A 23,508-nucleotide genomic window follows, 5' to 3' on the forward strand; every position below is an offset into this window, starting at 1 on the left:
AGTACTCGCTGCCCCTCTTCGCTGCCTTGTATGGAATGCCTGCATGTCGACCCTGACCGCATCACCTGCCGCCACCTCGAGTCCGCCCCAAGTAAGCCCCTTAGTCATGCGTATCCTCGGCGCCTGTGCCCTGGCGCACCTGATCAATGACCTGATCCAGGCCGTATTACCGTCGATCTACCCGATGCTCAAGGCCAACTACGGCCTGACGTTTACCCAGGTCGGCCTGATCACCCTGACGTTCCAGCTGACCGCCTCGCTGCTGCAACCCTGGATCGGCTACCACACCGACCGGCATCCCAAGCCGTGGCTGCTGCCGGCGGGCATGGTCTGCACCCTGGTCGGCATCCTGATGCTGGCGTTTGTCGGCAGCTTCCCGGCGATCCTGCTGGCGGCAGCCCTGGTGGGCGTCGGCTCATCGACCTTCCACCCGGAAACCTCGCGCGTCGCACGCCTGGCCTCCGGCGGGCGCTATGGCCTGGCGCAATCGACCTTCCAGGTCGGCGGCAACACCGGCAGCGCGTTGGGGCCGTTGCTCGCGGCGGCGATCATCATTCCTTACGGCCAGGGCAACATCGCCTGGTTCGGGCTGTTTGCCGTGTTCGCGATCCTGGTGCTGTACGGCTTGAGCCGCTGGTACCGCAACCACCTCAACCTGTTCAAGCTCAAGCAAGGCGGCAAAGCCACCCACGGCTTGTCCAAAGGCCGCGTGACGTTTGCCCTGGTGGTGCTGGCGGTGCTGGTGTTCTCCAAATACTTCTACATGACCAGCCTGACCAGCTACTTCACGTTCTACCTGATTGAAAAATTCCACCTGTCGGTATCGAGTTCTCAGATGTACCTGTTCCTGTTCCTCGGTGCAGTGGCCGTGGGCACCTTCGCGGGCGGGCCGATCGGCGACCGGATCGGGCGCAAGAAAGTCATCTGGTTCTCGATCCTCGGTGCCGCGCCGTTCACCCTGGCCCTGCCCTACGTAGACCTGTTCTGGACCGCCGTGCTCAGCGTGGTGATCGGCTTCATCCTCGCCTCGGCGTTCTCGGCCATCGTGGTGTTTGCCCAGGAACTGGTGCCCGGCAATGTCGGCATGATCGCCGGGATCTTTTTCGGCCTGATGTTCGGCTTCAGCGGGATCGGCGCGGCCTTGCTCGGACTGCTCGCCGACAGCCACGGCATCGAGTACGTCTACACACTGTGCTCGTTCCTGCCACTGGTGGGCATCCTGACGATACTGCTGCCGTCGACCAAAGGCGTCTAGACCGCCGATCATCGGATGGCTGTATGCCATTATCCTTTGGGCTCTGAAAAACCTGCGTGTGCGCTTACAATCCCCAGCCTCAACGCACACCCAGGCAGACCCGGCACGAAATGACGCTCGACCCTCCTACGATTTTGGCACTCACCGTTGCCCTGGCCGCCGCTGCTGCCCTGTACCTGGCCATAGAATGGCGCAGCGTACGCGAACCTTCGCTGCTGTTCTGGAGCGCCGGTTTCGCCACCATCACCGTCGGCTCCACCTTGGCCCTGCTGCGCATCAATGGCTACCTGCTCATCGGCATCTGGTTTGCCAACGGCTTGCTGGTGGCCGCGCACTGCCTGTTCTTGCTCGGGGTCGCGCGCTTTACCCAGGTACGCCTGTCGCCGCGGTGGTGGCTGCTGCTGGCCGTGTGGCTGGGCATGCTGATGCTCCCGACCGACCTGCCGTGGTCCAAAGCCATGTTGGGCGTGCAGTCGCTGCTGGTCGCGCTGCCGACCCTGCGCGCCAGTTTCCTGCTGCGGCCCCACGGCCGATCATTGAGCATCGGCGCGGTGCAACTGCGTTATGTGCTGCTGGTCCACGGCATGTTCTACGTGGCCAAGGCGCTGTCGGTGGTGATCCCTGGCACCTTGATCGACCTTGCGGCGTTCAAGGGCGAGATCATCCAGGTGTCCCTGGTGGAAGGCGCCATGGCGATCATGCTGATTGCGCTGTCGATGACCGGCTCGGAACGCTACCGCCGCGAACAGCAGATCGCCCGCCTCGCCGCCCGCGACCCGCTCACCGCCCTCTACAACCGCCGCGCCCTCGACCTGCGCGCGCCGCGCCTGCTGGCCCAGGTGTCGGCGCAACAACCGGGCGCACTGCTGCTGATCGATATCGACAACTTCAAGTCGGTGAACGACCTCCACGGCCATACCGCCGGCGACCGTGTGCTGATCGCCTTGAGCGAGATGATTCGCGCAGTCGTGCCCCGAGGCGCGCTGGCCGCACGTTTGGGCGGTGATGAGTTTGTGATCCTGCTTAACCCGGCCTCGACCGAGCAGATCGTCGAACTGGGCAGCAGCCTGCGCGAGCAGTTCCAGCAACTGGCCGCACAAACCTTTGCCACGCCCGCGCCGGTGACCCTGAGCATCGGCGCCACCCTGTTCGACCAGCCGCCGGCCAGCCTGGCGGCGCTGATCGAACAGGGAGATACCACGCTGTATGAATCCAAGCGTGGCGGACGGGACAGCATTCGGTTGGTGGATCGGACCGGGGCCTACAGGTCGTAACTGACCGCCACGCACCTCCCCGTTCTCACCGACTCCAACGCACAATCGGCCAGATGCAGCGCATACAACCCGTCGCGCACACTGGTGGGCAGTGCCTGGCCGCTGTTCAGCGCATCGATAAACCGGGTCAGCTCATTGCGATAGGCATCGGCGTAACGCTCCAGGAAGAAATGCTGCAACGGTTCCAGCGCTTCGGTGTGGTCGGCGCTCCAGTGGCGCAGGGTGCTGGGGCGATGGTTGTCGGTGAGCAGCACGCCAAGGGCGCCGGAGACTTCCACGCGCTGGTCGTAACCGTATACCGCCTGGCGGCAGCAGTTGATATGGCATTGCTTGCCGGAGGCGGTACGCAGCAGGACCATCACGCTGTCGTAGTCGTCGATCTGTTCCAGGCTCGGGTCCACCAGGCGGCTGGCGATGGCGGCGACTTCCACCGGTTCTTCGCCGAGCAGGTGGCGGGCGGTGTCGAAGTCGTGGATGGTCATGTCGCGCAGGATGCCACCGGAGTGTTCCAGGTAGTCCCGCGGGGCCAGGCCTGGGTCGCGACTGGTGATGATCACTTGGCGCACTGCGCCGATCTGGCCGGCATCCAGGGCCTGGCGCAGGCGCAGCATGTCGGGGTCGAAACGGCGATTGAAGCCGAGCATCACCTTGCCGCCCTGGCGCTCCACGGCCTGGGCGGCGCTGCGGGCCTTGGCGATATCGAGGTCGATGGGCTTCTCGCAGAGTACCGCCTTGCCCTCGGCGACCGCCGCCAACAGCAGGTCGATATGGGTGTCGGTAGGGGTGCCGATGACCACGGCGTCGATGTCTTTGCGCGTGAGGACGGCGGCGCAATCGTAGGCCGCCTCGCAGCCCAGTTGGCGGCTGAGGGCATCGACGCCTTCGCGCCAGGGATCGGCCACCAGCACCAGCGTGGCATTCGGGTGGGCGGCGACATTGGCGGCGTGGATCCTGGCGATGCGCCCGGCACCTAGAACAGCGATACGTAGCATGGTTGAACTCCTGATCTTGTTGTTTGGGGGAGTGCTCAGTCCGGCAGGTTGAACGGGGTGACGATCTGCACCTGTGACGGCGCAATCGGGCCGGCCTTCCACAACCGGTGGTAGTGCAGGATGTGCAGGAACACGTGGCGGGCATCGATCTGCAGGTTGTGGTCGATGATCGCGGCGATTTTTTCGTCCAGCAGCAGTTGGCGGTTTTCTTCGTCGAGGTCGTGGCCGATAAACACCTCCAGCGGGCGACCCAGGGCGGCGAAGGCGTCGACAATCGCACGGTTGCCGCCGCCGACGCTGTACACCGCCTTGAGGCCGGGATGCTGTTGCAGCGCCTGGGTGACCCGCTCGAAGGTGCGCGGGTACACGCCATAGCCGCCGCTGACGTCCAGCACCCGCAGGTGGGGGGCTCGCCCGCGCAGCCAGGCGCGAAAGCCCATCTCGCGCTCCTCCTCGCCACGGAACAACTCGCTGCCGATCACCACCGCCACGTCCTGGGGCAACGCCGGCAGCCAGCGCGACATCAGGTAGGCGGCGGTCTGGCCGGCGGTGCGGTTGTCCATGCCGACGTAGCCGATGCGTTCGCTTTGCGGCAGGTCCGTCACCAGGGTCACCACCGGGATGCCCGCCGCGATCAGGTGCTTGACGGCCTGGTTCACCGCCGGCTCGTCGGCGGCCTTGAGCACCACGCCCTGGCTGCCGGTGTCGAGGCAGCGCAGCAACTGATCGTGCATGGCCTGGGGCTCGATTTCTTCGAACAGGTGAAAACGCGGGGCGATGCGAAACGGCGCCAGGCTGGCCAGTTGCGCGGTGATCGCCGCCTGCACCGCGGCGCTGAAACGCTGAGGGGTGTGCATGATCACGTCGACATGGAAGGTGCGCCCTACCGCCAGGCCGTTTTTCTCCTGGGATTCCAGTTCATCCAGCGCCTGCTCGATACGTCGGCGAGTCTGGCCGTGCACGCTGCCGCGCTGATGCAGCACGCGGTCGACCGTGGCCTTGCTCACGCCCGCCTGGGTCGCGAGTTGCTTGATGGAGAAGTGTTTGGCGCGTTCGAGCATGGGTTTCGCCTGAGGTGTTTATGAGGTCTTTTTTAGGTATTACTGAGGTTTTGCAATGCTAGTCTCAGTTTTGTCCGGCGTCGAGCCGGGCAATCAAAACAACAACAATCCAGGAGAACCCCATGCCTCAAGCCGACCTCGCCAGTACGTTCAACGGCCAATATTTTGTCGTCACCGGCAGCACCCAGGGCCTGGGCGCCGCCGTGGCCCACACCCTGGCGCGACGCGGCGCCGCCGGGCTGATCATTTGCGGGCGGCGCCGCGCCCAGGGCGAAGAACAGGTGCGGCAGTTGGCGCAGCTGGATTGCCAGGCGTTTTTTGTCGAGGCCGACCTTGAACAGGTCGAGGATCGCCGCGCGATCATCGAGGCCGCGCGCACCCACTTCGGCACCCTGCATGGCCTGGTGAACTGCGCCGGGATGTCGGACCGCGGCACCATTGTCGACACCTCGCCGCAGCTGTTCGATCGGCTGATGGCGGTGAATGTGCGGGCGCCGTTTTTCCTGATGCAGGACGCGTTGAAATTGATGATCAGCCAGGGCGTGGAAGGCGCCGTGGTAAACATCCAGAGCATCACCGGGCATGGTGGTCAATCGTTCCTTTGCGCGTATGCGGCGTCCAAAGGTGCGCTGGCGATCCTGACCAGGAACGTGGCGTTCAGTGCGCTGCGCAACCGGATCCGCGTCAACGGCCTGAACATCGGCTGGATGGACACGCCCCATGAGGATCAGATCCAGCGCCAGTACCACGGCGCCCAGGACGGTTGGCTGGCTGAGGCGGAACGCGCGCAGCCGTTCGGCCGCCTGCTCAAGCCCGAAGAGGTGGCGCAAAGCGTGGCGTTCCTGCTGTCGCGCGAGTCGGGGATGATGACCGGCGCGGTGATCGACCTGGAGCAAGGCGTGGTCGGCTGCACCGACAGCGGCAGCCCGCAGCCCTTCAATGCCCTGAGCCTGGGAGGTGAGTAATGTCGGCATTTGTGACACTGCAGGATGTACGCATTGAGGATTTCAAGCGGATTTGCGCGCAACAGGCGCGTGCCGAGGACTATCCCCTGGCTGCGGAAGTGCTCGGCAACGTGCCGGTCTATCAGGCCTGCACCTTGCGCAACAGCGACCGCCACACGGTGATGAATGAACTGCACCGTTTGTTTCGCGATGGACCGGGCGTGATGGTGGTGCGCCGCGCCTATGAGGACCTGGAAGTGGTGGATCGCCACAGCCAGGTGTTCGAGGCGATCTTTGCCCAGGAGGCCGCCCAAGGCGTGGCCGCCGACCATTTTGCCAAGGCCGGCAGTAACGGGCGTATCTGGAATTCATTGCAGAAGGCCGCGCTACAGTCGCCGCAATCCTTTGTGGAGTATTACGCCAACCCGCTGCTGGGGCTGATCGCCGAGGCATGGCTGGGCCCGAGCTATCAGGTAACGGCGCAAGTGAACGTGGTGCACCCCGGCGGCCAGGCGCAACAGCCGCACCGCGACTATCACCTGGGCTTCCAGACCACCGAGGTGGTGGAGCGCTTTCCCCTGCCCTTGCATGTGCTGTCCCAGTACCTGACGTTGCAGGGCGCAGTGGCCCACTCGGCGATGCCGCTGGAAAGCGGCCCCACCCAGTTGCTGCCGTTTTCCCAGCAATACGCCCTGGGTTACCTGGCCTGGCGGCGCCCCGAATTTATCGAGCACTTCCAGCAGCACGCCGTGCAACTGGCGCTGGACAAGGGCGACCTGCTGTTTTTCAACCCGGCGCTGTTCCACGCCGCCGGCACCAACCGCACGGCCGGCCACCAGCGCATGGCCAACCTGCTGCAAATCTCCTCGGCCTTCGGCAAGCCCATGGAAGCCCTCGACCGCGACCGCATGATGCTGGCGGTGTACCCGGTCCTGCTGGCCAACACGGCCCTGGATGCCCAGGCGATTGCAGCGGTGGTGGCCTGCACCGCCGACGGCTATGCCTTCCCCACCAACCTCGACACCGACCCACCCTTGCAGGGCCTGGCCCCGCAAACCGGGCAGCAACTCATGCTGCAGGCCCTCGACGAACGCTGGGCGTATGAGGACTTCGCCGCGGCCGTGGCGCAACTGCGGGCCAAGCGCCAGGCGTGATGTTTTAACAACAACAAAAACAACGGAGCACAACCATGAAGAAGCAACTCCTTGCGGCACTCTTGACCCTCGCCATCACCCCCTGGGCGCTGGCCGATATACGGATCGGCGTGAGCATCGCCCAGGTCGACGACGTATTTCTCGCGCAAATGCGTGACTACATGGCCGCCCACGCCCGGGAACTGCCCGGCGTGACCCTGCAATTCGAAGACGCCCAGGGGGACGTGGTGCGCCAGCTTAACCAGGTGCAGAACTTCACCGCCCAGGGCATGGACGCAATTATCGTCAACGCCGTAGACACCGCCGCCACCCAGAAAATGACGGTCAATGCCCAACAGGCCAGGATCCCGCTGGTGTACGTCAACCGCCGCCCCGAGTTCAAGGAAGTACCGCCAGGGGTTGGCTATGTCGGCTCGGATGAGATCAAGGCCGGTGAAATCCAGATGCGCTACCTGGCCGAGAAAATGGGCGGCAAAGGCAACCTGGCGATCATGCTCGGGCTGCTGTCCAACAACGCCACCCACAACCGTACGCTGGGGGTCAAGAACGTGCTCAAGGACTATCCAGGTATAAAGATCGTCGAGGAGCAGAGTGCCGAATGGCAGCGCAGCAAGGCAATTGACCTGATGAACAACTGGATCGTGTCCGGGCGCAAAATCGACGCCGTGGCGGCGAATGCCGATGAAATGGCGATTGGCGCGGCCATGGCGATCAGCCAGGCCGGCATGCAGCCCGGCAAGGATATTCTGGTGGCCGGCAGCGATGGCGGCGCGGCCGGTTTGGACGCAGTGAAGAAAGGCCAGTTGCTGGTGACGGCGTATCAGGACAACAAGGGGCAGGCCGTGGGCTCCATTGACCTGGCGGTGAAGATGGTCAAGAAACAGCCGTATGACGCCGAGCTGACCATTCCTTATCAGCAGATCACCAAGGACAACTACCAGGCATTCCTCAACCCATAAACTTCATCGTGGCGAGGGGGCTTGCTCCCTCGCCACAAGTAGACCCGTCAGTCCTGACGCTCTGCGCGTCGCACAACCCCATTGATGACGATATACAGCAACGGCCCCACCGACACGAACACCGCCGTCAGCAAGAAGTACGGCAGCACCGACGCCAGCGACCGCCCCCGCGCCCGTGCATCCCGGTACATCCACACACAGGCCAGTACGGCCATCAGGTACAGGTCGATGACGACCTGCGCGGTGTCCGGGCGCGATATCAACTCTCGTCCGAAGGCCAGCAACGATTGCTCGGCCGTGAGCAGCGTGAACAGGGTGTACAGCGAAAAACCCAGCAGAGCGGCGAGGGCCAGATAAGGTTTGTGCATGGTCTGTTCCTTGACGTGATCGAAGCCCACCCTAGTGATAAGGTTGCCCCCTCGCAATGACCTCGGAGGTCATAGTCACGCCATGGATAACCCCGCTACTGCCGGCGAACATCTGCGCCAGCTACGCCGACAGGCTGGTCTGAGCCAACTTGACCTGGCCCTGATCACCGGCGTGTCCCAGCGCCACCTCAGTTGCCTCGAAACCGGCCGCGCCAAGCCGAGCCCAGGTACGTTGCATCACCTGCTCAGCGCACTGGAAACACCGCTGGAGCAGTGCAACCGCGTATTCCTCGCCGCCGGCTTCGCGCCACGCTATACCGCTACCCCGCTCGCCTCCCCGGCCATGGCCGCAATTCGCGAGGCGGTCAGCCATGTCCTGCACGCCAACAACCCGGCCCCGGCGATCCTGCTGGGCAGCCACTGGGAAGTGCTGGCGGCGAATGCGAGTACCGGCGCGCTGTTGGAACTGGTGGGGGTCACGCCGCCGCTGGAAGGCCTGAACCTGCTGACCACCCTGCTGCAACCCGGCGGCCTGGGCGACCACCTGGTCAACGCCGAAGAAATCCGCACCCTGGCCTGGCAACGGGCAAGCCGCGAGGCGCTGGACAACCCTGTGCTGGCCGCTCTACTGGAGAGCCTGCCCGCCCCCGCCCACACCACGCCGCCGCCTGAAATGCCGCCGCTGGTGTTGACCCGCGTGCATACCAGCCAGGGCGAGCTGAGCTTTCTGTCCACCTTCACCACCTTCGGCATGCCCCAGGACATCACCCTCGCCTCCCTGCGTATCGAACATCTGATTCCCGCAGACGACGCCACCTGGCAGGTGATGCGTGCCGCCCAAGGGGAAAATGCCGCACTGGTTTTGTGAAATATCTGTACGTAGACTGCCGCCATACCTCAACTTAAGGCGGCGAAGAAAACGTCATGCAAGTTACCGAAGTCTCCATTGCCCAATTGCGCGCGGCGCTCGAATCCGGCCAGACCACAGCCGTTGAACTGGTGCAGGCTTACCTCGCACGGATCGATGCCTACGACGGCCCGCAGACCGCTACCGCCCTCAACGCCGTCATCGTGCGTAACCCCGAAGCCCTCAAGGAAGCCCAAGCCTCCGATGCACGTCGGGCCAAGGGCGAAACCCTGGGGCCACTGGATGGCATTCCCTACACCGCCAAGGACAGCTACCTGGTCAAAGGGCTGACGGCCGCCTCGGGCAGCCCGGCCTTTGCCAGCCTTGTCGCCCAGCGCGATGCGTTCACCATCGAGCGCCTGCGCGCCGGTGGCGCCATCTGCCTGGGCAAGACCAACATGCCGCCGATGGCCAATGGCGGCATGCAGCGCGGCGTGTATGGCCGCGCGGAAAGCCCGTATAACGCCGACTACCTCACCGCGCCGTTCGCCTCCGGTTCGTCCAACGGTGCCGGCACCGCCACCGCCGCCAGCTTTGCCGCCTTCGGCCTGGCGGAAGAAACCTGGTCCAGCGGCCGTGGCCCGGCGTCCAACAATGGCCTGTGCGCCTACACCCCGTCCCGTGGGGTGATTTCGGTGCGCGGCAACTGGCCGTTGACCCCGACCATGGACGTGGTGGTGCCCTACGCCCGCACCATGGCCGACCTGCTGGAAGTGCTCGACGTGATAGTGGCTGAAGACCCGCACACCCGTGGCGACCTGTGGCGCCTGCAGCCGTGGGTGCCGATCCCCAGCGTCGCCTCGGTACGCCCGGCGTCTTACCCTGAATTGGCGGCGACGGCCGAATCCCTGGCCGGCAAACGCTTCGGCGTGCCGCGCATGTACATCAACGCCGACCCCGAGGCCGGCACCAGCGAAAAGCCCGGCATCGGCGGCCCCACCGGGCAGAAGATCAACACCCGTGCCAGCGTGATCGACCTCTGGAAAGACGCACGCCAGGCGCTGGAAGCCGCCGGTGCCGAAGTCATCGAGGTCGACTTCCCACTGGTGTCCAACTGCGAAGGCGACCGTCCAGGCGCGCCGACCGTGTTTAATCGTGGCCTGGTGTCCCGGGAATTCCTGCACGATGAACTGTGGGAACTGTCGGCCTGGGCCTTCGATGATTTCCTGCGCGCCAACAACGACCCGGCCCTGAACCGCCTGGCCGATGTGGACGGGCCGAAAATCTTCCCCCACGACCCTGGCACCTTGCCCAACCGTGAAGACGACCTCGCAGCCGGCATGGACGAGTACGTGCGCATGGCCGAGCGTGGCATCACCCCGTGGAACGAGATTAGCACCGTCCCCGATGGCCTGCGCGGCCTGGAGCAAACCCGGCGGATCGACCTGGAAGACTGGATGGATAAGCTCGGCCTCGACGCTGTGCTGTTCCCCACCGTGGCCGATGTAGGCCCTGCGGATGCCGATGTGAACGAAGCCAGTGCGGACATTGCCTGGAGCAACGGTGTGTGGGTGGCCAACGGCAACCTCGCCATCCGCCACCTGGGCGTGCCTACCGTTACCGTGCCCATGGGCGTGATGGCGGACATCGGCATGCCGGTCGGGCTGACCTTTGCCGGGCGCGCCTACGATGATTCGGCATTGCTGCGGTTTGCGGCGGCGTATGAAGCCACCGGCAGCAAACGCCTGATCCCGCCGCGCACGCCGCCGCTGGCGACAAACTAACTGCTTCACTGTGGGAGGGGGCTTGCTCCCGATGAGGGCGTGTCAGTTGATGCATCTGTGGCTGACCCACTGCCATCGGGAGCAAGCCCCCTCCCACATTTGGATCTGCATATATCAGGTAGATCTCGGTCTGCTTTTACTCTGGCTTTTGCAGTCTTCGAGCCGACCGGAGTTGTCACTGGTGTACTCGGTTAAGTGTGGGGGCTTGCTCCCGATGAGGGAGTGTCAGTTGATGCATCTGTGGCTGACCCACTGCCATCGGGAGCAAGCCCCCTCCCACATTTGGAACTGCATATATCAGGTAGATCTCGGTCTGCTTTTGCTCTGGCTTTTTCGGCCTTGGAGCTAACTGGAGTTGGGCTGGTGTACTCGGTAAAAAATGTGGGAGGGGGCTTGCTCCCGATGAGGGCGTGTCAGTTGATGCATCTGTGGCTGAACTACTGCCATCGGGAGCAAGCCCCCTCCCACATTTGGATCTGCATATATCAGGTAGATCTCGGTCTGCTTTTACTCTGGCTTTTGCAGTCTTCGAGCCGACCGGAGTTGTCACTGGTGTACTCGGTTAAGTGTGGGGGCTTGCTCCCGATGAGGGAGTGTCAGTTGATGCATCTGTGGCTGAACTACTGCCATCGGGAGCAAGCCCCCTCCCACATTTGGAACTGCATATATCAGGTAGATCTCGGTCTGCTTTTGCTCTGGCTTTTTCGGCCTTGGAGCCAATTGGAGTTGGGGCTGGTGTACTCGGTAAAAAATGTGGGAGGGGGCTTGCTCCCGATGAGGGCGTGTCAGTTGATGCATCGGTGGCTGACCCACTGCAATCGGGAGCAAGCCCCCTCCCACCGTTCTGAGCGCATTTCAAGTCAGGCCATATAGGGCACCGCAATCAGCAGGATTGCCGTGCCATGGCAGGCCGTCGCCGCCAACACGCCATGACGCATGCGCACCAGTGCGCAGGCCAGCCCTTCGATCAGGGTAAACAGCAACACCGGCCAGCCCAGTTGAGTCACGCTCAAGGCCAGGAAGGCATGGCAGGCGGCAAACGCCACGCCACTGATCAGCGCCGCTCGCAGCGGTGTCACCTGCTGTTCAAGGTAGCCCTGCAAAAACCCGCGAAACAACACTTCCTCCAGCGCATTGGCGCCATAGGCCAACACCACCATGCCCGGCAGCCACACCCAGTAGCCGGGGATCGCGTGCGGCTCTATCCCTTGATAGAGCCGCAACGGCACACCGATCAGGCAACCGACCGCAAACCCCACCGCCAGGCCAAGGGCGCGGTGGCCCCGGGTCCATACCACCAGGCGCCACAACTCCGGCGCCACCCGGACCAACACTACGGCCAGCAGCACCGACAGGCCACCCAGCGCCGCCAATACAAAGGCATTCGCGGTGAAGGCGATTTGCACGTCTTCACTGAGCGCCCACATGCCCAGGGGCGTCATCACATCGCGCATCAGTACGAACGCCGCGAGCAAAATCAGGATGCGCATGGCCGGCAACGACTTGGGCGTCAACCCGAACCACAGGCCAAACAGCAGCAAGCCCGGCGCCAGGTGCAGGCCGTAGTTGAGCAGGACGACCAGACCTTGGCTGACCATCAGTCGTGCGCGACCGCGACCATGTCGATTTCCACCGCCGCCGACTTCGGCAGTTGCATCACCCCCACCGACGTGCGCGAATGCACCCCGGCACCGCCGAGGATCTCGTGCAACAGGTCCGAGGCGCCGTTGGCCACTTCACTCTGCTGATCGAAGTCCTCGGCGCTGCGTACATACACGGTGATACGCGGGATGGCCTTGACCCGATCCAGCGAACCGAGCGCCTGCTTGAGCAGGCCCAGGCAGCGCAATGCACTGATGCCGGCGGCGATCTGTGCCTGGGCCAGGGTCAAGGTGTCACCGACCTTACCCGGCAGCATGACCGTGTCGCCGACACGCGGGATCTGCCCGCTGATGTACAGATGGTTACCGTCGCGCACCAGCGGCGTGTAGTTGCCACCGACTTTGAATTCATCCAATTGATAGCCGAGACGTTTTTGCACGGCTTGGTATTTTTCATCCGGTGTCATGCTCGGGAGTCCTCGTTGCGACGCTGCCACTCATCCACCACGTCGCCCATCGTCTTGGGTGTTGCGTTGCGAATCCACGCCATGAAAGGCCGGTCGAACGTGAACCCCGCGCCGCAGTGCTCACGCATGAAACGGCGTACGTTCTGGGTGTTTTTGTAGTGTGAAGTGACAGGCGTGCTGCGGGTGATAGGGGCGCTGTGCCAATCAAAGTCCATTTGCGTAACGCTCTGATGTTTCAGGAGCGCGCAGCATAGCGCTAAATAGCCACTGTGAACGCCGGCCAACCGGCGCTGACAGTTGATTTTTTTCAGCGCCTATCAGGCGAAATCCGCCCCTCGCGTATTGACGAACAACGCGTAGATCGAATGGCTGCCGGCCATGAACAGGCGGTTGCCTTCGCGGCCGCCAAAGCACAGGTTGGGGCAGCGTTCCGGCAGCGAGATATGCCCGATGGCCTTGCCCTGGGAATTGAACACGCGCACGCCGTCGAGCTTTTCCAGGTCGGCCTTGGGGTCGCCATTGCCGCCCCAGCCACACCAGAGATTGCCGCTCTCGTCGCACTTGATGCCGTCCAGCGCTGCGTATTCGAGGCCTTCGATATGCTTGCGCCGTTCGCCCAGGGTGCCGTCGTCCTTGACGTCAATCGCCCAGATCAGTCGGTTGGGCTTGGCGCGCCCTTCCACCACGTAGAGGGTCTTTTCATCCGGCGAAAAGCACAGGCCGTTGGGACCGTTGAGGTCGTCGATCACCCGCGTAACCTTGCCACTGTCAGCGTCGATGCGATACACGCCATGGGGCTGGGTGGGGGTGATCTTGTGGCCTTCGTAGTTGTTGCCGGTCTGGAATGGCGGGTCGCTGAACCACACCGAACCATCGCGCTTGCACACGATGTCGTTGGGCGAGTTGAAGGGTTTGCCGTCAAAGCTGTCCGCCAGCACCGTGATGCTACCGTTATGTTCGGTGCGAGTGATGCGCCGCCCCTCGCCAGAAGTGGTCGAACCTTCGCACACCAGCAGGCGGCCCTGGCGATCGCGGCACATGCCGTTGGAGAAGTTGGCGTTTTCACGGTACACCGACAGGCTGTCGGTCACCTCATCCCAACGCACGATGCGGTTGTTGGGAATATCACTGAGCAGCAGGTAGCGGCCATCGCCGATCCACACCGGTCCTTCGGCCCAGCGCAGGCCGGTCGCCAGGCGCTCAACGCTGGCATTGAACAGGCGCAGCTCGAGGAAACTGTCGTCGAGCACCTTGATCAGGGGGTCTGGATAACGCTGGCTCAAGGGCTCGGCCGCGTCTGCCAGGCGAGGCAGGTTGCCCAGCACCGCCACCGACGCGGAAACCGCCAGGGATCGCTGGAGAAAGACCCGGCGGCTGTGTTCGGAGCGGGCAGGCGAAGGGGGAAAATCCATGGGTATCTCCGTTATTTTATTGTTAGACGGGAGACTAGTTTTAACCTGTGATGAGACATCGTACAAGATTGAAGGCTTCAACCACCCTTTACAACGTAAGGCACTGCGCAAATATTCCAAATTTTACTTTCCAAAAGCCCTTCGACTATTGCAATGTTGTACGACAACATATTCAGTAACGTGTTGCCCGTACACCTCCCCAACAACAATAAGGAAACACCCATGCAAAACGTCAAAGTGCTGATCGGTTTTCTGTGCCTGTTCAGCGGCTATGTGGCCGCGGCCCCTGCCGCCGACAAAGACGTCGCCCAAGCGGTCGACCACCTGACCCAGGCGATGCTGCATAAAGACCTCAAGCAGCTCCAGAGCCTGACCGCCGAGAACCTCACCTACGGCCACTCCAGCGGCAAGATCCAGAACAAGCAGGAATTCATCGCCGACATCGAGACCGGACGCAGCGGCTTCAAGACCCTGGAAATGCAGAAACAGACCATCACCCTGAGTGGCGATACCGCCCTGGTACGCAACCACTTCTCCGCCCTGGCGGTGAACAGCGGCAAGGAAGTGCCCACCGAAATCGAGAACTTCCAGATCTGGCAAAAACAGAAAGGCCACTGGCTGCTGATCGGGCGCCAGGCGTTTAAATTCTGATGGCTAGCGGTGGGCCATCGGGCTCACCACTGCACCACCTTGCGCACCTTCAGCAACGCCTCGCGCAGCGCCGGCATGTCCACCGAGCCCAAGGCCAGGCGCAACGCATGGGGCACGTGGGCCGAGACGGCGAAGGGCTCGGCGGTGGAGACGGAAATACCGTCGCGCTGCAAGGTCATGGCGACTTGATCGGCGCGGGCCTCTTCCGCCAGGGGCAGCCACAAGAAATACGATGACGGGTGGCTGGTGTAGGCCACCCCCTTGAGCACCTGCGCGGCCAAGGCTTGCCGCGCCCGCGCATCCTGGCGCTTGTGGGTTTCAAGTTGCGCCACGGTGCCATCCTCGAGCCAGGCCACCGCAATCGCACTCATCACCCCCGGCACGTTCCAGGTGGTGGCCATGATGGTGCGTTCCAGTGCTTTGACCCAACCCGACGGGGCAGCGATAAACCCCACGCGCAGGCCGGTCGCGACACTTTTCGACAGCCCGCCCACATAGACCGTGCGCTCCGGCGCCAATCTGGCCACGGGCAGCGGCGCGTCCTCGGCCAGGAACGCGTAGGCCGCGTCCTCGATGATCATCAGGTTGTGCTCACGGGCAACCGCCACCAACTGCTCGCGCTGCGCCAGGCTCAGCACCCAGCCCAACGGGTTATGCAAAGTCGGCATGCTGTACACGGCACGCACCGGGCGCTTGCGACACAGGCTGTGCAGGTAGTCCAGGTCCGGGCCGTCGGCGGTGACCGGGATGGCGACGATCTCCAAGTGCAGGGTCTCGGCCAGCACCTTGAACCCCGAATACGTCAAGGCGTCGACGGCGATCACATCACCGGGCTTGAGCAAGGTCATCATGGTCACGGCCAACCCGTGCTGGGCGCCACTGACCACCAGCACCTGTTCGGCCTCGACCGTCAGCCCTCGACTCAAAAGGTGCCGCGCGACAGCGGCGCGCTCATGCAGGCGACCGGCGTGGGGCTGGTAACGCAGCAGCGCTTCAAGGTCGCCGGACAGCGCCAACTGGCGCAATGCGGTGCGCAGCAAGTCGGCCTGGCCCGGCAAGGACGGGTAGTTGAAACTCAGATCGAGCATGCCCGCCGCCACGCTCATCTGCCCGCTGCCCTGCCCCGGCGGCAGCGAGATTTCGCGCACAAAGGTGCCTCGGCCTGTCTCGCCACTGACCAGGCCCATGGCCTCCAGCTCGGCGTACACCCGGCTCGCGGTGACCAGCGCCAGGCCATGTTCGGCGGCCAGTTGGCGGTGGGTCGGCAGTCGCGTACCGGGGGGCATGCTGCCTGAGCGAATGGCCTCGGCGAAGCTGTCGACCAACGACTTGTAGCGGGCGCGGGGCATAGCGATGTATCCATGACAATTTTTTGATTGTCTTTATCTTCAACCCTAGGATGCCTGCCACGCAACTCATCCTTTTCGGACACCCCATATGGAACGTACAGCCCCCCTCAGCAACCTGGACACCCGCACCCAAGGCTGGATCAACGGTTTTATCGGCGTGGTGATCTTCAGCGGCTCGCTGCCAGCCACGCGCCTGGCGGTGATGGAATTCGACCCGGTGTTCCTGACCATGATCCGCGCCGCCATTGCCGCGCTGCTGGGGCTGGCCTTGCTGGGGCTGTTCAAGGAGCAACGCCCCGCGCGCCAGCAATGGATGCCCCTGGCCATCGTCGCCCTCGGCGTGGTGATCGGCTTTCCGTTACTCACCGCGCTGGCGCTGCAATACGTGACCTCCGCGCACTCCATCGTCTTCATCGGCCTGCTACCGCTGGCGACCGCCGTGTTTGCTGTACTGCGTGGCGGCGAGCGTCCACGCCCGGTGTTCTGGCTGTTTTCGATCCTCGGCAGTGCGCTGGTGATGGGGTACGCCTTCGCCCAGGGCTTGAGCGCCGCACCGGCGGGTGACGTACTGATGCTGCTGGCGGTGCTGGTGTGCGGCCTGGGGTATGCCGAAGGCGCCAAACTGTCGCGCAGCCTGGGCGGCTGGCAGGTGATCTGCTGGGCGCTGGTGGTGTCGTTGCCGGTGGTGGTGCCGTTGAGCCTGGTGCTGGCGCCGTCGAGCGTCAGCGGTATCAGCCTGCCGGCCTGGCTGAGCCTGGGCTATGTGTCGCTGTTCAGCATGCTGATCGGCTTTGTGTTCTGGTATCGCGGCCTGGCCCAGGGTGGCATCGCCGCCGTCGGACAGTTGCAACTGCTGCAACCGTTCTTCGGCCTGGCGCTGGCAGCGGGCTTGCTGCATGAACAGGTCAGCCTGGGCATGCTGCTGGTGACGGTCGCGGTGATCGGCTGCGTGGCCGGGGCCAAGCGGTTCGCGCGCTAACGCTGGGGCGCGACCATCTTGAACTTGATGTTGATGTCGTCGGACACCACGCTGTTGCCGGCCCATTCGCCTTCGCCGATCCTGAAGTCGCCGCGCTTGAGGATGAACTCACCGTCGAACACGCCGATGCCATCCAGCTCCTTGAGCACCACGTTGACCGCCACCGGGCGCGTGGTGCCCTTGATCGTCAGGGTGCCGCTGATGTTGAAGCGGTTATCCCCCAGGGCCTTTACAGCGGTGGACTCATAGACGCCCACCGGATAGGTCGCGGTATCGAACCACGAGGCCCGTTGCAGCTCGTCGTTCGCATCGGGGCTGCCGGCATCGATACTCGCCAGCTGGATCTTGAGCAAGGCATGTCCGCTTTCGGGCTTTTGCGTGTCAAAGCTCAGCGTGCCTTCGAAGTCGCCGAAGGTGCCATACACCCGCTGCCCCAACTGCTTATAGGTAAAACTGATCTGGCTGGCGGTGCGATTGACGTCGGTGTATTCCGCCGCCTGGGCACAGCCGATAACACCCAGGACCAGGACCAACGGGAGAATTCGACGCTTCATGCCACGCTCCGCAAAAAATGGATGTATTCCCATCAGGTGCCTGTCCTGCTAAACAGACTAGTCGCTCACAACAATAAGGACGCTGCATGCCCACCCCTTCTCTACAGGACATCACCGCGCCGGAAGGCATCTGCTACGGCTGCGGCGGCAGTAACCCGCATGGCTTGCATATCAAGAGCCGCTGGGATGCCGATGGTGTCCATCTCATCGCCGAACATCACCCCGAGGCAAAATACAGCGGCTGGCCCGACCTGGTCTACGGCGGCCTGATCGCCATGCTGGTGGACTGCCACTCCAACTGGACCGCCATGGCCTACCACTACCGTGCCGAACAGCGCGAACCCGGCAGCCTGCCGCGCATCGACTGCGTCACCGGCAACCTGGGGATCAAATTCATCAAGCCGACTCCCATGGGCGTTCCGCTCACCTTGCGTGCGCGGGTCGAAGGCGAAGTGGGCCGCAAAAGCCGCGTGGTCTGCGAGGTGTACGCCGGCGAGGTGCTCACGGCCATCGGCGATTCGCTGTTCGTGCGCGTCGACACCCGCGAACTGGCTGCGGCCGCCCATGGCCGTGACAGCTGATCCTGGTCTACATTGACTGGCACCGCTAATCGAGGACCGAACCGATGACTCGTCTCACCGCGAAAGACTTTGCCCCCGAACTGCTGGAACTCTACGACGGCTACGCCCACGGCAAGCTCAACCGCCGCGAATTTCTCGACCGCGCGGCGCTGTTCACCTTTGGCGGCCTCACCGCCTCGGCCCTGCTGGCGGCCCTGAGCCCCAACTATGCCCTGGCCGAACAGGTGAAATTCACCGACCCGGACATCGTTGCCGACTACATCACCTACCCCTCGCCCAAGGGCAACGGCACCGTGCGTGGCTACCTGGTGCGCCCGGCCAAGGCCACCGGCAAGCTGCCGGCCGTGGTGGTGGTCCACGAAAACCGTGGCCTCAACCCCTACATCGAAGACGTCGCCCGGCGCCTGGCCAAAGCCGGGTTTATCGCCCTCGCGCCGGACGGCCTGACCTCGGTGGGCGGCTATCCCGGCAACGATGAAAAAGGCGTGGCGCTGCAACAGACAGTCGACCCGACCAAGCTGATGAACGACTTCTTCGCCGCCATCGAATGGCTGATGCACCACGACAGCAGCACCGGCAAGGTTGGCATCACCGGCTTCTGCTATGGCGGCGGCGTGACCAATGCGGCGGCGGTGGCGTACCCGGAACTGGGCGCGGCGGTGTCGTTCTACGGGCGCCAGCCGGAAGCCAAGGACGTGCCGCGCATCAGGGCGCCGATCATGCTGCATTTCGGCGAGCTGGATACGCGGATCAACGAGGGTTGGCCGGCGTATGAAAAGGCCCTGAAGGCCGCCGGCACGACTTATGAAGCGTATATCTACAAGGGCGCCAACCATGGTTTCCATAACGATTCGACACCGCGTTATGACGAGGCGGCGGCGAATCTGGCGTGGGAAAGGACACTCGGTTGGTTCCGCAAATACCTGGCCTGAATGCAGTCAACATGTGGGAGGGGGCTTGCCCCCGATTGCGGTGTATCAGCAACAATTGAGGTAACTGACCCGCCGCTATCGGGGGCAAGTCGAATCGTCGCACCGCCCCTCCCACATTGACCATCACCACCTTAATGTTTCTTTATGCTCCAAGAAAACTCAGACACTCCCACCCTCCCCCAGCAACCAGTCCTTGAACACCAGCATCGCCGAGGTCTCGGCCCGCGACTGCAAGCGCGTCAGCCAGTAGCTGCCAGTGGTGATGCCGACGTCGAATGGCTGGCGAATCACATCACTTTCCAGTTGCCGCGAAAACATCAGCGCTGGCGCCAGCGCCACGCCGCTGCCTTGCAGCGCAGCCTCCATCATCGCCAGCGACGAGTCGAACACGATGCTGCGCGGTACCAGGGTGTCGGCGGGCAGTCCGGCGGCCTGAAGCCACAGGCTCCACTCATCCGCGCGGTAGGAGCGCAGCAGCGTGTGTTTCAACAGGTCGGCCGGCGTGTGCAACTGCGCGGCGAGTGACGGCACACACAGTACCGTCAGCGGCGCTTCCAGCAACTCCAGCGCATCCGTGCCGTGCCAGGCACCTGCACCGAAACGAATCGCGTAATCCAGGCCTTCGGCAGCCACGTCGACTCGATTGTTATGGGTGGACAGGCGCAGGTCGATGAACGGGTAGCGGCTCTGGAAGTCCGGCAGACGTGGCAGCAGCCAGCCGACGGCAAAGGTGCCGACCGCGCCCACGGTGAGTACCTCGCGGTAATGCCCGCCCTCGAACTGACCCAAGGTGTGGGCAATGCGGTCGAACGACTCGCGCACCACCGGCAGCAGGGTTTCGCCCTCGCGGGTGAGCATCAACCCGCGGGGCAGGCGCTTGAACAAGGTGACAGTGAGCTGCGCCTCCAGGCTCTTGACCTGATGGCTGACCGCCGCCTGGGTCACGCATAACTCAATGGCGGCGCGGGTAAAGCTCAAATGCCGGGTGGCCGCTTCGAAGGCGCGCAAGGCGTTCAACGGTAAGTGGGAGCGGAGCATATTGACCCCAATATTTCTAATGACTGCTGCGAGATATCATCGTTTGCCCAGGACCGGCGAACGGCCTACATTTGCCTCGCCCGCGCAGGCTCTTTATTCAATCGATCATTCTCATGGAAGCGTTATCATGCCCCAACATTTACTGTCTGGCGTGCGTAATTTCACCGCCCTCGCGGTGTTTATCGCCGCCGGCAACTGCCTGGCGTCCACCGACCTGCAGGCGGTGGTGGATGCCAATGTAAAACCGCTGATGCAGCAGCAGTCGATTAACGGCCTGGTGGTCGGCGTGGTGCGGGACGGCAAGGCGCAATACTTTAACTACGGAATCGCCGCCACCGATACCCGCCAGCCGGTCAGCGAAAACACCCTGTTCGAAGTGGGTTCAGTGAGCAAGACCTTCACCGCGACCCTGGCCGGTTACGCGGTAGCCAGCGGCAAACTCACGCTCTCCGACCCGGCCAGCCATTACCTGCCGGCACTGGGCGGCGGCAAGTTCGACCACATCAGCGTGCTCAACCTCGGCACCTACACCGCCGGCGGCTTGCCCCTGCAATTCCCCGCCAATGCGGATAACAGCCAGCGCATGATCAGCTACTTCCAGCACTGGCAACCCGACTTCGCCCCTGGCACCCAGCGCCTGTATTCCAACCCGAGCCTGGGGTTGTTCGGCTACCTGGCGGCGCAGAGCCTCAAGCAGCCGTTCGATCAGGCGATGGAAAAGACCCTGTTGCCCGCACTCGGGCTCAAGCACACCTTCATCAAGGTGCCGCAGAGCCAGATGAGCCTGTACGCCCAAGGCTATGGCAAAGATGGCAAACCGGTACGCGTCGGCCCCGGCGCCCTGGACAGCGAGGCCTACGGCATCAAGACCAGCGCTGCGGACTTGCTGAAATACGTTGACGCGAACATGCACCCGGCGACGCTGGATAAAACCCTGCAGCAGGCGATCAGCGTGACTCACACGGGTTACTACAGCGTGGACGGCATGACCCAGGGCCTGGGCTGGGAAATGTACCCCTACCCCATCCCGCTCGATGGGTTGATGGCCGGCAACTCCACACCCATGGCAATGGAACCGCACGCGGTCAACTGGCTGACCCCGCCCCAGGCGCCCCACGCCGACACCCTGGTGAACAAGACCGGCTCCACCAATGGGTTTGGCGCCTACGTGGCGTACGTGCCGAGCAAGGGAGTGGGCGTGGTGATATTGGCGAACAAGAACTACCCGAATGCCGAACGGGTAAAGGTCGCCCATGCAATCTTGAGTGCGCTGGACCAATAGAGCCTGACGCAAAACCAATGTGGGAGGGGCAAGCCCCAATACCAGTCAGTTAAGACACTTTGCAGGAGCGAGTCACTTGCTGACCCGCGCTACATCCCCAACCAGTGCGGCAAGGCCAGCGAGATAAACGGCAAGTACGTGACCATGATCAGGAACACCAACAGGATCATCAGCCACGGCAACGCCGCACGAATGGTCTGCCCCAGCGTCAACCCGGTCACCGCCGAGGTGACGAACAGGTTCAGCCCCACCGGTGGGTGCACCAGGCCGATTTCCATATTGACCACCATCACGATGCCCAGGTGAATCGGGTCGATGCCCAGCTTCATGGCGATCGGGAAGAAGATCGGCGCCAGGATCAGCACGATGGCCGAAGGCTCCATGAAACTGCCGGCGATCAGCAGCACCACGTTGACCATGATCAAAAAGCCAATCGGCGTGAGGCCCTCGGACAGCACCCAGGCGGTGATTTCCTGGGGGATCTGCTCGGTGGTCAGCACATGGGCGAAGAGCATGGCATTGGCGATGATAAACATCAGCATGATCGCCAGGCGCCCGGACTCCAGCAGCACCTTGGGGCAGTCGCGCAGCTTCATGTCCTTGTAGACGAACAACGCCACAAAGGCCGAGTACACCGCCGCCACCGCCGCCGCTTCGGTGGGGGTGAACATGCCGCTGTAGATGCCGCCGAGGATGATCACCAGCAGCAACAGGCCCCAGAAGGCGCGGCGCGCACAGCCCAGCCATTCACCCAACGTCGCCCGTGGCTGGGCCGGCAGCTTCTTGATGCGCGCGACAATGTAGATCGCCACCATCAGCATCAGGCCCAGCAGCAAGCCCGGGATCACCCCGGCCATGAACAGCTTGCCCACCGAGGTTTCCGTCGCCGCCGAGTACACCACCATTACGATCGACGGCGGAATCAGGATGCCCAGGGTGCCGGCGTTGCAGATGATCCCCGCACCGAATTCCTTCGGGTAACCGGAGCGCACCATGCCCGCCACCGCAATCGAACCCACCGCCGCCACCGTCGCCGGGGATGAGCCGGACAGCGCCGCAAACAGCATGCACGCCAGTACCGCCGCAATCGCCAGGCCGCCACGGATATGCCCGACACAGGCGTTGGCAAAGTCGATCAGCCGCTGCGCCACGCCGCCGGTGGTCATGAACGCACCGGAGAGCAGGAAGAACGGGATCGCCAGGAAGGTATAGGCGTCGGAGGTTTCGAACAGCTTGATCGCCAGGGAACTGACCGAGTCCGGGCTGAACATCAGGATCGACACCGCGCCCGACAAACCCAGCGCAATGGCAATCGGCACGCCGAGGAACATGAACACGAACAACAGCAGGAACAGACAGAGCACGGCCATCAGTGACGCTCCCCATGGCTGCCTGCCAATTTGCTGGCCTCACCGGCCTCGTCAGCCAGCCCCAACCCGACCTGACGGCGGGTAAAGATGCGGTAGAAGATCTCCAGGTAGCGGATAAACACCAGGGCAAAACCGATGGGCACGATGATCACAATGTCACCCACGTCGATGCCGAACTGGTCGAGGTCTTCGGCGCCGATATGGGCGGTCATCACCGCGCTGACCCACTTGTAGCTGGCGACCATGAACAGCCCGGCATAGGCCAGGCAGCACAGGCAGGCGAGCATGCCCAGCACGCGCTGCACCGGACGCCGGGTCAGCTTAACCAGCGCGTCCACCCCCAGGTGGCCGGCGGTGCGCACCCCATAGGAAATGCCGAAGAAAATCAGCCAGCCGAACATGGCCTTGGTCAGCGCCACGCTCCAGGTCATGTCCTGGGCCCAGGTCATGGTGTGGTCGCCCAGCGCGCCGAAGAACGTGCTGCTCCACGCCCACTTGTCAGACAGGGCAAAGAACAGCGTGTAGATGTTGTTGAGCATGACGTAAACAAATGTCACCAGGGTCATGGCCGCCAGCAGGAAGGCAATAAAGCCTTCCTCCAGGTGCTCCCAGACGCGCCTTAGCGTTTGCATGGCAAAACCTCGCGAAAGCAAA

General features: G+C 63.3%; 24 protein-coding genes. 12 read left to right on the forward strand and 12 right to left on the reverse strand.

Annotated features, from left to right (window positions below):
- Positions 1-43 precede the first annotated feature (43 nt).
- The gene (locus BLW22_RS15290; protein ID WP_065928044.1) at positions 44-1,255 is read left to right on the forward strand and encodes an MFS transporter; all 1,212 of its coding nucleotides are present in this window, start codon (positions 44-46) and stop codon (positions 1,253-1,255) included.
- 110 nt (positions 1,256-1,365) lie between these two features.
- Positions 1,366-2,529, forward strand: coding sequence for a GGDEF domain-containing protein (locus tag BLW22_RS15295; RefSeq protein ID WP_027608507.1), 1,164 nt, complete (start codon positions 1,366-1,368; stop codon positions 2,527-2,529).
- On the opposite strand, the gene iolG is transcribed toward BLW22_RS15295, so the two are convergent.
- Both iolG and BLW22_RS15305 read right to left on the reverse strand, forming a co-directional pair.
- On the reverse strand, positions 2,517-3,521 hold the full coding sequence (gene iolG / locus BLW22_RS15300; protein WP_074846951.1) for an inositol 2-dehydrogenase: 1,005 nt from the start codon (positions 3,519-3,521) through the stop codon (positions 2,517-2,519). The genes BLW22_RS15295 and iolG overlap by 13 nt on opposite strands.
- Positions 3,522-3,556: 35 nt before the next feature.
- Positions 3,557-4,582: a LacI family DNA-binding transcriptional regulator gene (locus BLW22_RS15305; RefSeq protein WP_065928042.1), complete on the reverse strand. Its 1,026-nt coding sequence runs from the start codon at positions 4,580-4,582 to the stop codon at positions 3,557-3,559.
- A 122-nt stretch (positions 4,583-4,704) separates the two neighbouring features.
- Between BLW22_RS15305 and BLW22_RS15310 the strand changes: the two genes are divergently transcribed.
- From BLW22_RS15310 to BLW22_RS15320, 3 genes are read left to right on the forward strand one after another with little or no spacing between them, the layout of a single operon-like run.
- The gene (locus tag BLW22_RS15310; protein ID WP_074846952.1) at positions 4,705-5,547 is read left to right on the forward strand and encodes an SDR family oxidoreductase; all 843 of its coding nucleotides are present in this window, start codon (positions 4,705-4,707) and stop codon (positions 5,545-5,547) included.
- The gene (locus BLW22_RS15315; RefSeq protein WP_065928040.1) at positions 5,547-6,680 is read left to right on the forward strand and encodes a phytanoyl-CoA dioxygenase family protein; all 1,134 of its coding nucleotides are present in this window, start codon (positions 5,547-5,549) and stop codon (positions 6,678-6,680) included. The genes BLW22_RS15310 and BLW22_RS15315 overlap by 1 nt, the downstream gene beginning before the upstream one ends.
- Positions 6,681-6,715: 35 nt before the next feature.
- Positions 6,716-7,639 (forward strand): sugar ABC transporter substrate-binding protein, encoded by a 924-nt coding sequence (locus BLW22_RS15320; protein ID WP_065928039.1) that lies wholly within the window; start codon positions 6,716-6,718, stop codon positions 7,637-7,639.
- Positions 7,640-7,686: 47 nt separating this feature from the next.
- On the opposite strand, the gene BLW22_RS15325 is transcribed toward BLW22_RS15320, so the two are convergent.
- Positions 7,687-8,007, reverse strand: a complete 321-nt coding sequence (locus tag BLW22_RS15325) for a DUF2834 domain-containing protein (protein WP_074846953.1) — start codon at positions 8,005-8,007, stop codon at positions 7,687-7,689.
- Positions 8,008-8,089: 82 nt separating this feature from the next.
- On the opposite strand from BLW22_RS15325, the gene BLW22_RS15330 reads away from it, so the two are divergent.
- Positions 8,090-8,875, forward strand: a complete 786-nt coding sequence (locus BLW22_RS15330) for a helix-turn-helix domain-containing protein (protein WP_074846954.1) — start codon at positions 8,090-8,092, stop codon at positions 8,873-8,875.
- Positions 8,876-8,931: 56 nt separating this feature from the next.
- Positions 8,932-10,638, forward strand: coding sequence for an amidase (locus BLW22_RS15335; RefSeq protein ID WP_074846955.1), 1,707 nt, complete (start codon positions 8,932-8,934; stop codon positions 10,636-10,638).
- An 860-nt stretch (positions 10,639-11,498) separates the two neighbouring features.
- Here BLW22_RS15335 and BLW22_RS15350 read toward each other — a convergent pair.
- The 4 genes from BLW22_RS15350 to BLW22_RS15365 all read right to left on the reverse strand — a co-directional run bounded on the left by BLW22_RS15350 (position 11,499) and on the right by BLW22_RS15365 (position 14,118).
- Positions 11,499-12,236 carry a CPBP family intramembrane glutamic endopeptidase gene (locus BLW22_RS15350; RefSeq protein ID WP_074846958.1) on the reverse strand — a complete coding sequence of 246 codons (738 nt, stop codon included), beginning with the start codon at positions 12,234-12,236 and terminating at the stop codon, positions 11,499-11,501.
- Entirely contained in the window at positions 12,236-12,706 is a 471-nt protein-coding gene (locus BLW22_RS15355) for a RidA family protein (protein ID WP_065928034.1), read from the reverse strand. Before BLW22_RS15355 ends, BLW22_RS15350 begins: the two co-directional genes overlap by 1 nt.
- On the reverse strand, positions 12,703-12,921 hold the full coding sequence (locus BLW22_RS15360) for a DUF6434 domain-containing protein (RefSeq protein WP_065928033.1): 219 nt from the start codon (positions 12,919-12,921) through the stop codon (positions 12,703-12,705). Before BLW22_RS15360 ends, BLW22_RS15355 begins: the two co-directional genes overlap by 4 nt.
- 102 nt (positions 12,922-13,023) lie before the next feature.
- Positions 13,024-14,118, reverse strand: a complete 1,095-nt coding sequence (locus BLW22_RS15365; protein ID WP_074846959.1) for an SMP-30/gluconolactonase/LRE family protein — start codon at positions 14,116-14,118, stop codon at positions 13,024-13,026.
- 222 nt (positions 14,119-14,340) lie between these two features.
- On the opposite strand from BLW22_RS15365, the gene BLW22_RS15370 reads away from it, so the two are divergent.
- Positions 14,341-14,769, forward strand: coding sequence for a nuclear transport factor 2 family protein (locus tag BLW22_RS15370; protein WP_024075865.1), 429 nt, complete (start codon positions 14,341-14,343; stop codon positions 14,767-14,769).
- 23 nt (positions 14,770-14,792) lie between these two features.
- Here the strand turns inward: BLW22_RS15370 and BLW22_RS15375 are convergent, their stop codons facing one another.
- A complete protein-coding gene (locus tag BLW22_RS15375; protein WP_074846960.1) occupies positions 14,793-16,118 on the reverse strand; it encodes an aminotransferase-like domain-containing protein in 1,326 nt (441 codons plus the stop codon).
- Positions 16,119-16,206: 88 nt separating this feature from the next.
- Between BLW22_RS15375 and BLW22_RS15380 the strand changes: the two genes are divergently transcribed.
- Positions 16,207-17,097: a DMT family transporter gene (locus BLW22_RS15380; protein WP_065928030.1), complete on the forward strand. Its 891-nt coding sequence runs from the start codon at positions 16,207-16,209 to the stop codon at positions 17,095-17,097.
- Here BLW22_RS15380 and BLW22_RS15385 read toward each other — a convergent pair.
- A complete protein-coding gene (locus BLW22_RS15385; protein ID WP_074846961.1) occupies positions 17,094-17,651 on the reverse strand; it encodes a YceI family protein in 558 nt (185 codons plus the stop codon). The two genes, BLW22_RS15380 and BLW22_RS15385, sit on opposite strands and share 4 nt — an antisense overlap.
- 86 nt (positions 17,652-17,737) lie before the next feature.
- On the opposite strand from BLW22_RS15385, the gene BLW22_RS15390 reads away from it, so the two are divergent.
- Together BLW22_RS15390 and yghX are read left to right on the forward strand one after the other, a co-directional pair.
- Positions 17,738-18,232: a PaaI family thioesterase gene (locus tag BLW22_RS15390; RefSeq protein ID WP_065928029.1), complete on the forward strand. Its 495-nt coding sequence runs from the start codon at positions 17,738-17,740 to the stop codon at positions 18,230-18,232.
- A gap of 44 nt (positions 18,233-18,276) precedes the next feature.
- Entirely contained in the window at positions 18,277-19,164 is an 888-nt protein-coding gene (gene yghX / locus BLW22_RS15395; RefSeq protein ID WP_065928028.1) for a YghX family hydrolase, read from the forward strand.
- Positions 19,165-19,323: 159 nt separating this feature from the next.
- On the opposite strand, the gene BLW22_RS15400 is transcribed toward yghX, so the two are convergent.
- On the reverse strand, positions 19,324-20,202 hold the full coding sequence (locus tag BLW22_RS15400) for a LysR family transcriptional regulator (protein ID WP_074846962.1): 879 nt from the start codon (positions 20,200-20,202) through the stop codon (positions 19,324-19,326).
- A 127-nt stretch (positions 20,203-20,329) separates the two neighbouring features.
- On the opposite strand from BLW22_RS15400, the gene ampC reads away from it, so the two are divergent.
- Positions 20,330-21,484 (forward strand): class C beta-lactamase, encoded by a 1,155-nt coding sequence (gene ampC / locus BLW22_RS15405; RefSeq protein ID WP_074846963.1) that lies wholly within the window; start codon positions 20,330-20,332, stop codon positions 21,482-21,484.
- A gap of 89 nt (positions 21,485-21,573) precedes the next feature.
- Here ampC and dctM read toward each other — a convergent pair whose 3' ends face one another.
- Together dctM and BLW22_RS15415 are read right to left on the reverse strand one after the other, a co-directional pair.
- Positions 21,574-22,854, reverse strand: a complete 1,281-nt coding sequence (dctM, locus tag BLW22_RS15410; RefSeq protein WP_065928024.1) for a C4-dicarboxylate TRAP transporter large permease protein DctM — start codon at positions 22,852-22,854, stop codon at positions 21,574-21,576.
- Positions 22,854-23,486, reverse strand: a complete 633-nt coding sequence (locus BLW22_RS15415) for a TRAP transporter small permease (RefSeq protein ID WP_065928023.1) — start codon at positions 23,484-23,486, stop codon at positions 22,854-22,856. Before BLW22_RS15415 ends, dctM begins: the two co-directional genes overlap by 1 nt.
- Between the last annotated feature and the right edge of the window lie 22 nt (positions 23,487-23,508).

The sequence above is a fragment of the Pseudomonas marginalis genome, assembly GCF_900105325.1.
In the GTDB taxonomy this organism is placed as follows: Bacteria; Pseudomonadota; Gammaproteobacteria; order Pseudomonadales; family Pseudomonadaceae; genus Aquipseudomonas; species Aquipseudomonas marginalis.

Coding starts and splice junctions, on each gene's coding strand:
- BLW22_RS15320 (WP_065928039.1), top strand. CDS start 6,716: ATGAAGAAGCAACTCCTTGCGGCACTCTTGACCCTCGCCATCACCCCC.
- BLW22_RS15400 (WP_074846962.1), bottom strand. CDS start 20,202: ATGCTCCGCTCCCACTTACCGTTGAACGCCTTGCGCGCCTTCGAAGCG.
- BLW22_RS15370 (WP_024075865.1), top strand. CDS start 14,341: ATGCAAAACGTCAAAGTGCTGATCGGTTTTCTGTGCCTGTTCAGCGGC.
- BLW22_RS15290 (WP_065928044.1), top strand. CDS start 44: ATGTCGACCCTGACCGCATCACCTGCCGCCACCTCGAGTCCGCCCCAA.
- BLW22_RS15305 (WP_065928042.1), bottom strand. CDS start 4,582: ATGCTCGAACGCGCCAAACACTTCTCCATCAAGCAACTCGCGACCCAG.
- BLW22_RS15295 (WP_027608507.1), top strand. CDS start 1,366: ATGACGCTCGACCCTCCTACGATTTTGGCACTCACCGTTGCCCTGGCC.
- ampC (WP_074846963.1), top strand. CDS start 20,330: ATGCCCCAACATTTACTGTCTGGCGTGCGTAATTTCACCGCCCTCGCG.
- iolG (WP_074846951.1), bottom strand. CDS start 3,521: ATGCTACGTATCGCTGTTCTAGGTGCCGGGCGCATCGCCAGGATCCAC.
- BLW22_RS15385 (WP_074846961.1), bottom strand. CDS start 17,651: ATGAAGCGTCGAATTCTCCCGTTGGTCCTGGTCCTGGGTGTTATCGGC.
- BLW22_RS15355 (WP_065928034.1), bottom strand. CDS start 12,706: ATGACACCGGATGAAAAATACCAAGCCGTGCAAAAACGTCTCGGCTAT.
- yghX (WP_065928028.1), top strand. CDS start 18,277: ATGACTCGTCTCACCGCGAAAGACTTTGCCCCCGAACTGCTGGAACTC.
- BLW22_RS15350 (WP_074846958.1), bottom strand. CDS start 12,236: ATGGTCAGCCAAGGTCTGGTCGTCCTGCTCAACTACGGCCTGCACCTG.
- BLW22_RS15375 (WP_074846960.1), bottom strand. CDS start 16,118: ATGCCCCGCGCCCGCTACAAGTCGTTGGTCGACAGCTTCGCCGAGGCC.
- BLW22_RS15325 (WP_074846953.1), bottom strand. CDS start 8,007: ATGCACAAACCTTATCTGGCCCTCGCCGCTCTGCTGGGTTTTTCGCTG.
- BLW22_RS15360 (WP_065928033.1), bottom strand. CDS start 12,921: ATGGACTTTGATTGGCACAGCGCCCCTATCACCCGCAGCACGCCTGTC.
- BLW22_RS15415 (WP_065928023.1), bottom strand. CDS start 23,486: ATGCAAACGCTAAGGCGCGTCTGGGAGCACCTGGAGGAAGGCTTTATT.
- BLW22_RS15380 (WP_065928030.1), top strand. CDS start 16,207: ATGGAACGTACAGCCCCCCTCAGCAACCTGGACACCCGCACCCAAGGC.
- BLW22_RS15330 (WP_074846954.1), top strand. CDS start 8,090: ATGGATAACCCCGCTACTGCCGGCGAACATCTGCGCCAGCTACGCCGA.
- dctM (WP_065928024.1), bottom strand. CDS start 22,854: ATGGCCGTGCTCTGTCTGTTCCTGCTGTTGTTCGTGTTCATGTTCCTC.
- BLW22_RS15310 (WP_074846952.1), top strand. CDS start 4,705: ATGCCTCAAGCCGACCTCGCCAGTACGTTCAACGGCCAATATTTTGTC.
- BLW22_RS15315 (WP_065928040.1), top strand. CDS start 5,547: ATGTCGGCATTTGTGACACTGCAGGATGTACGCATTGAGGATTTCAAG.
- BLW22_RS15335 (WP_074846955.1), top strand. CDS start 8,932: ATGCAAGTTACCGAAGTCTCCATTGCCCAATTGCGCGCGGCGCTCGAA.
- BLW22_RS15365 (WP_074846959.1), bottom strand. CDS start 14,118: ATGGATTTTCCCCCTTCGCCTGCCCGCTCCGAACACAGCCGCCGGGTC.
- BLW22_RS15390 (WP_065928029.1), top strand. CDS start 17,738: ATGCCCACCCCTTCTCTACAGGACATCACCGCGCCGGAAGGCATCTGC.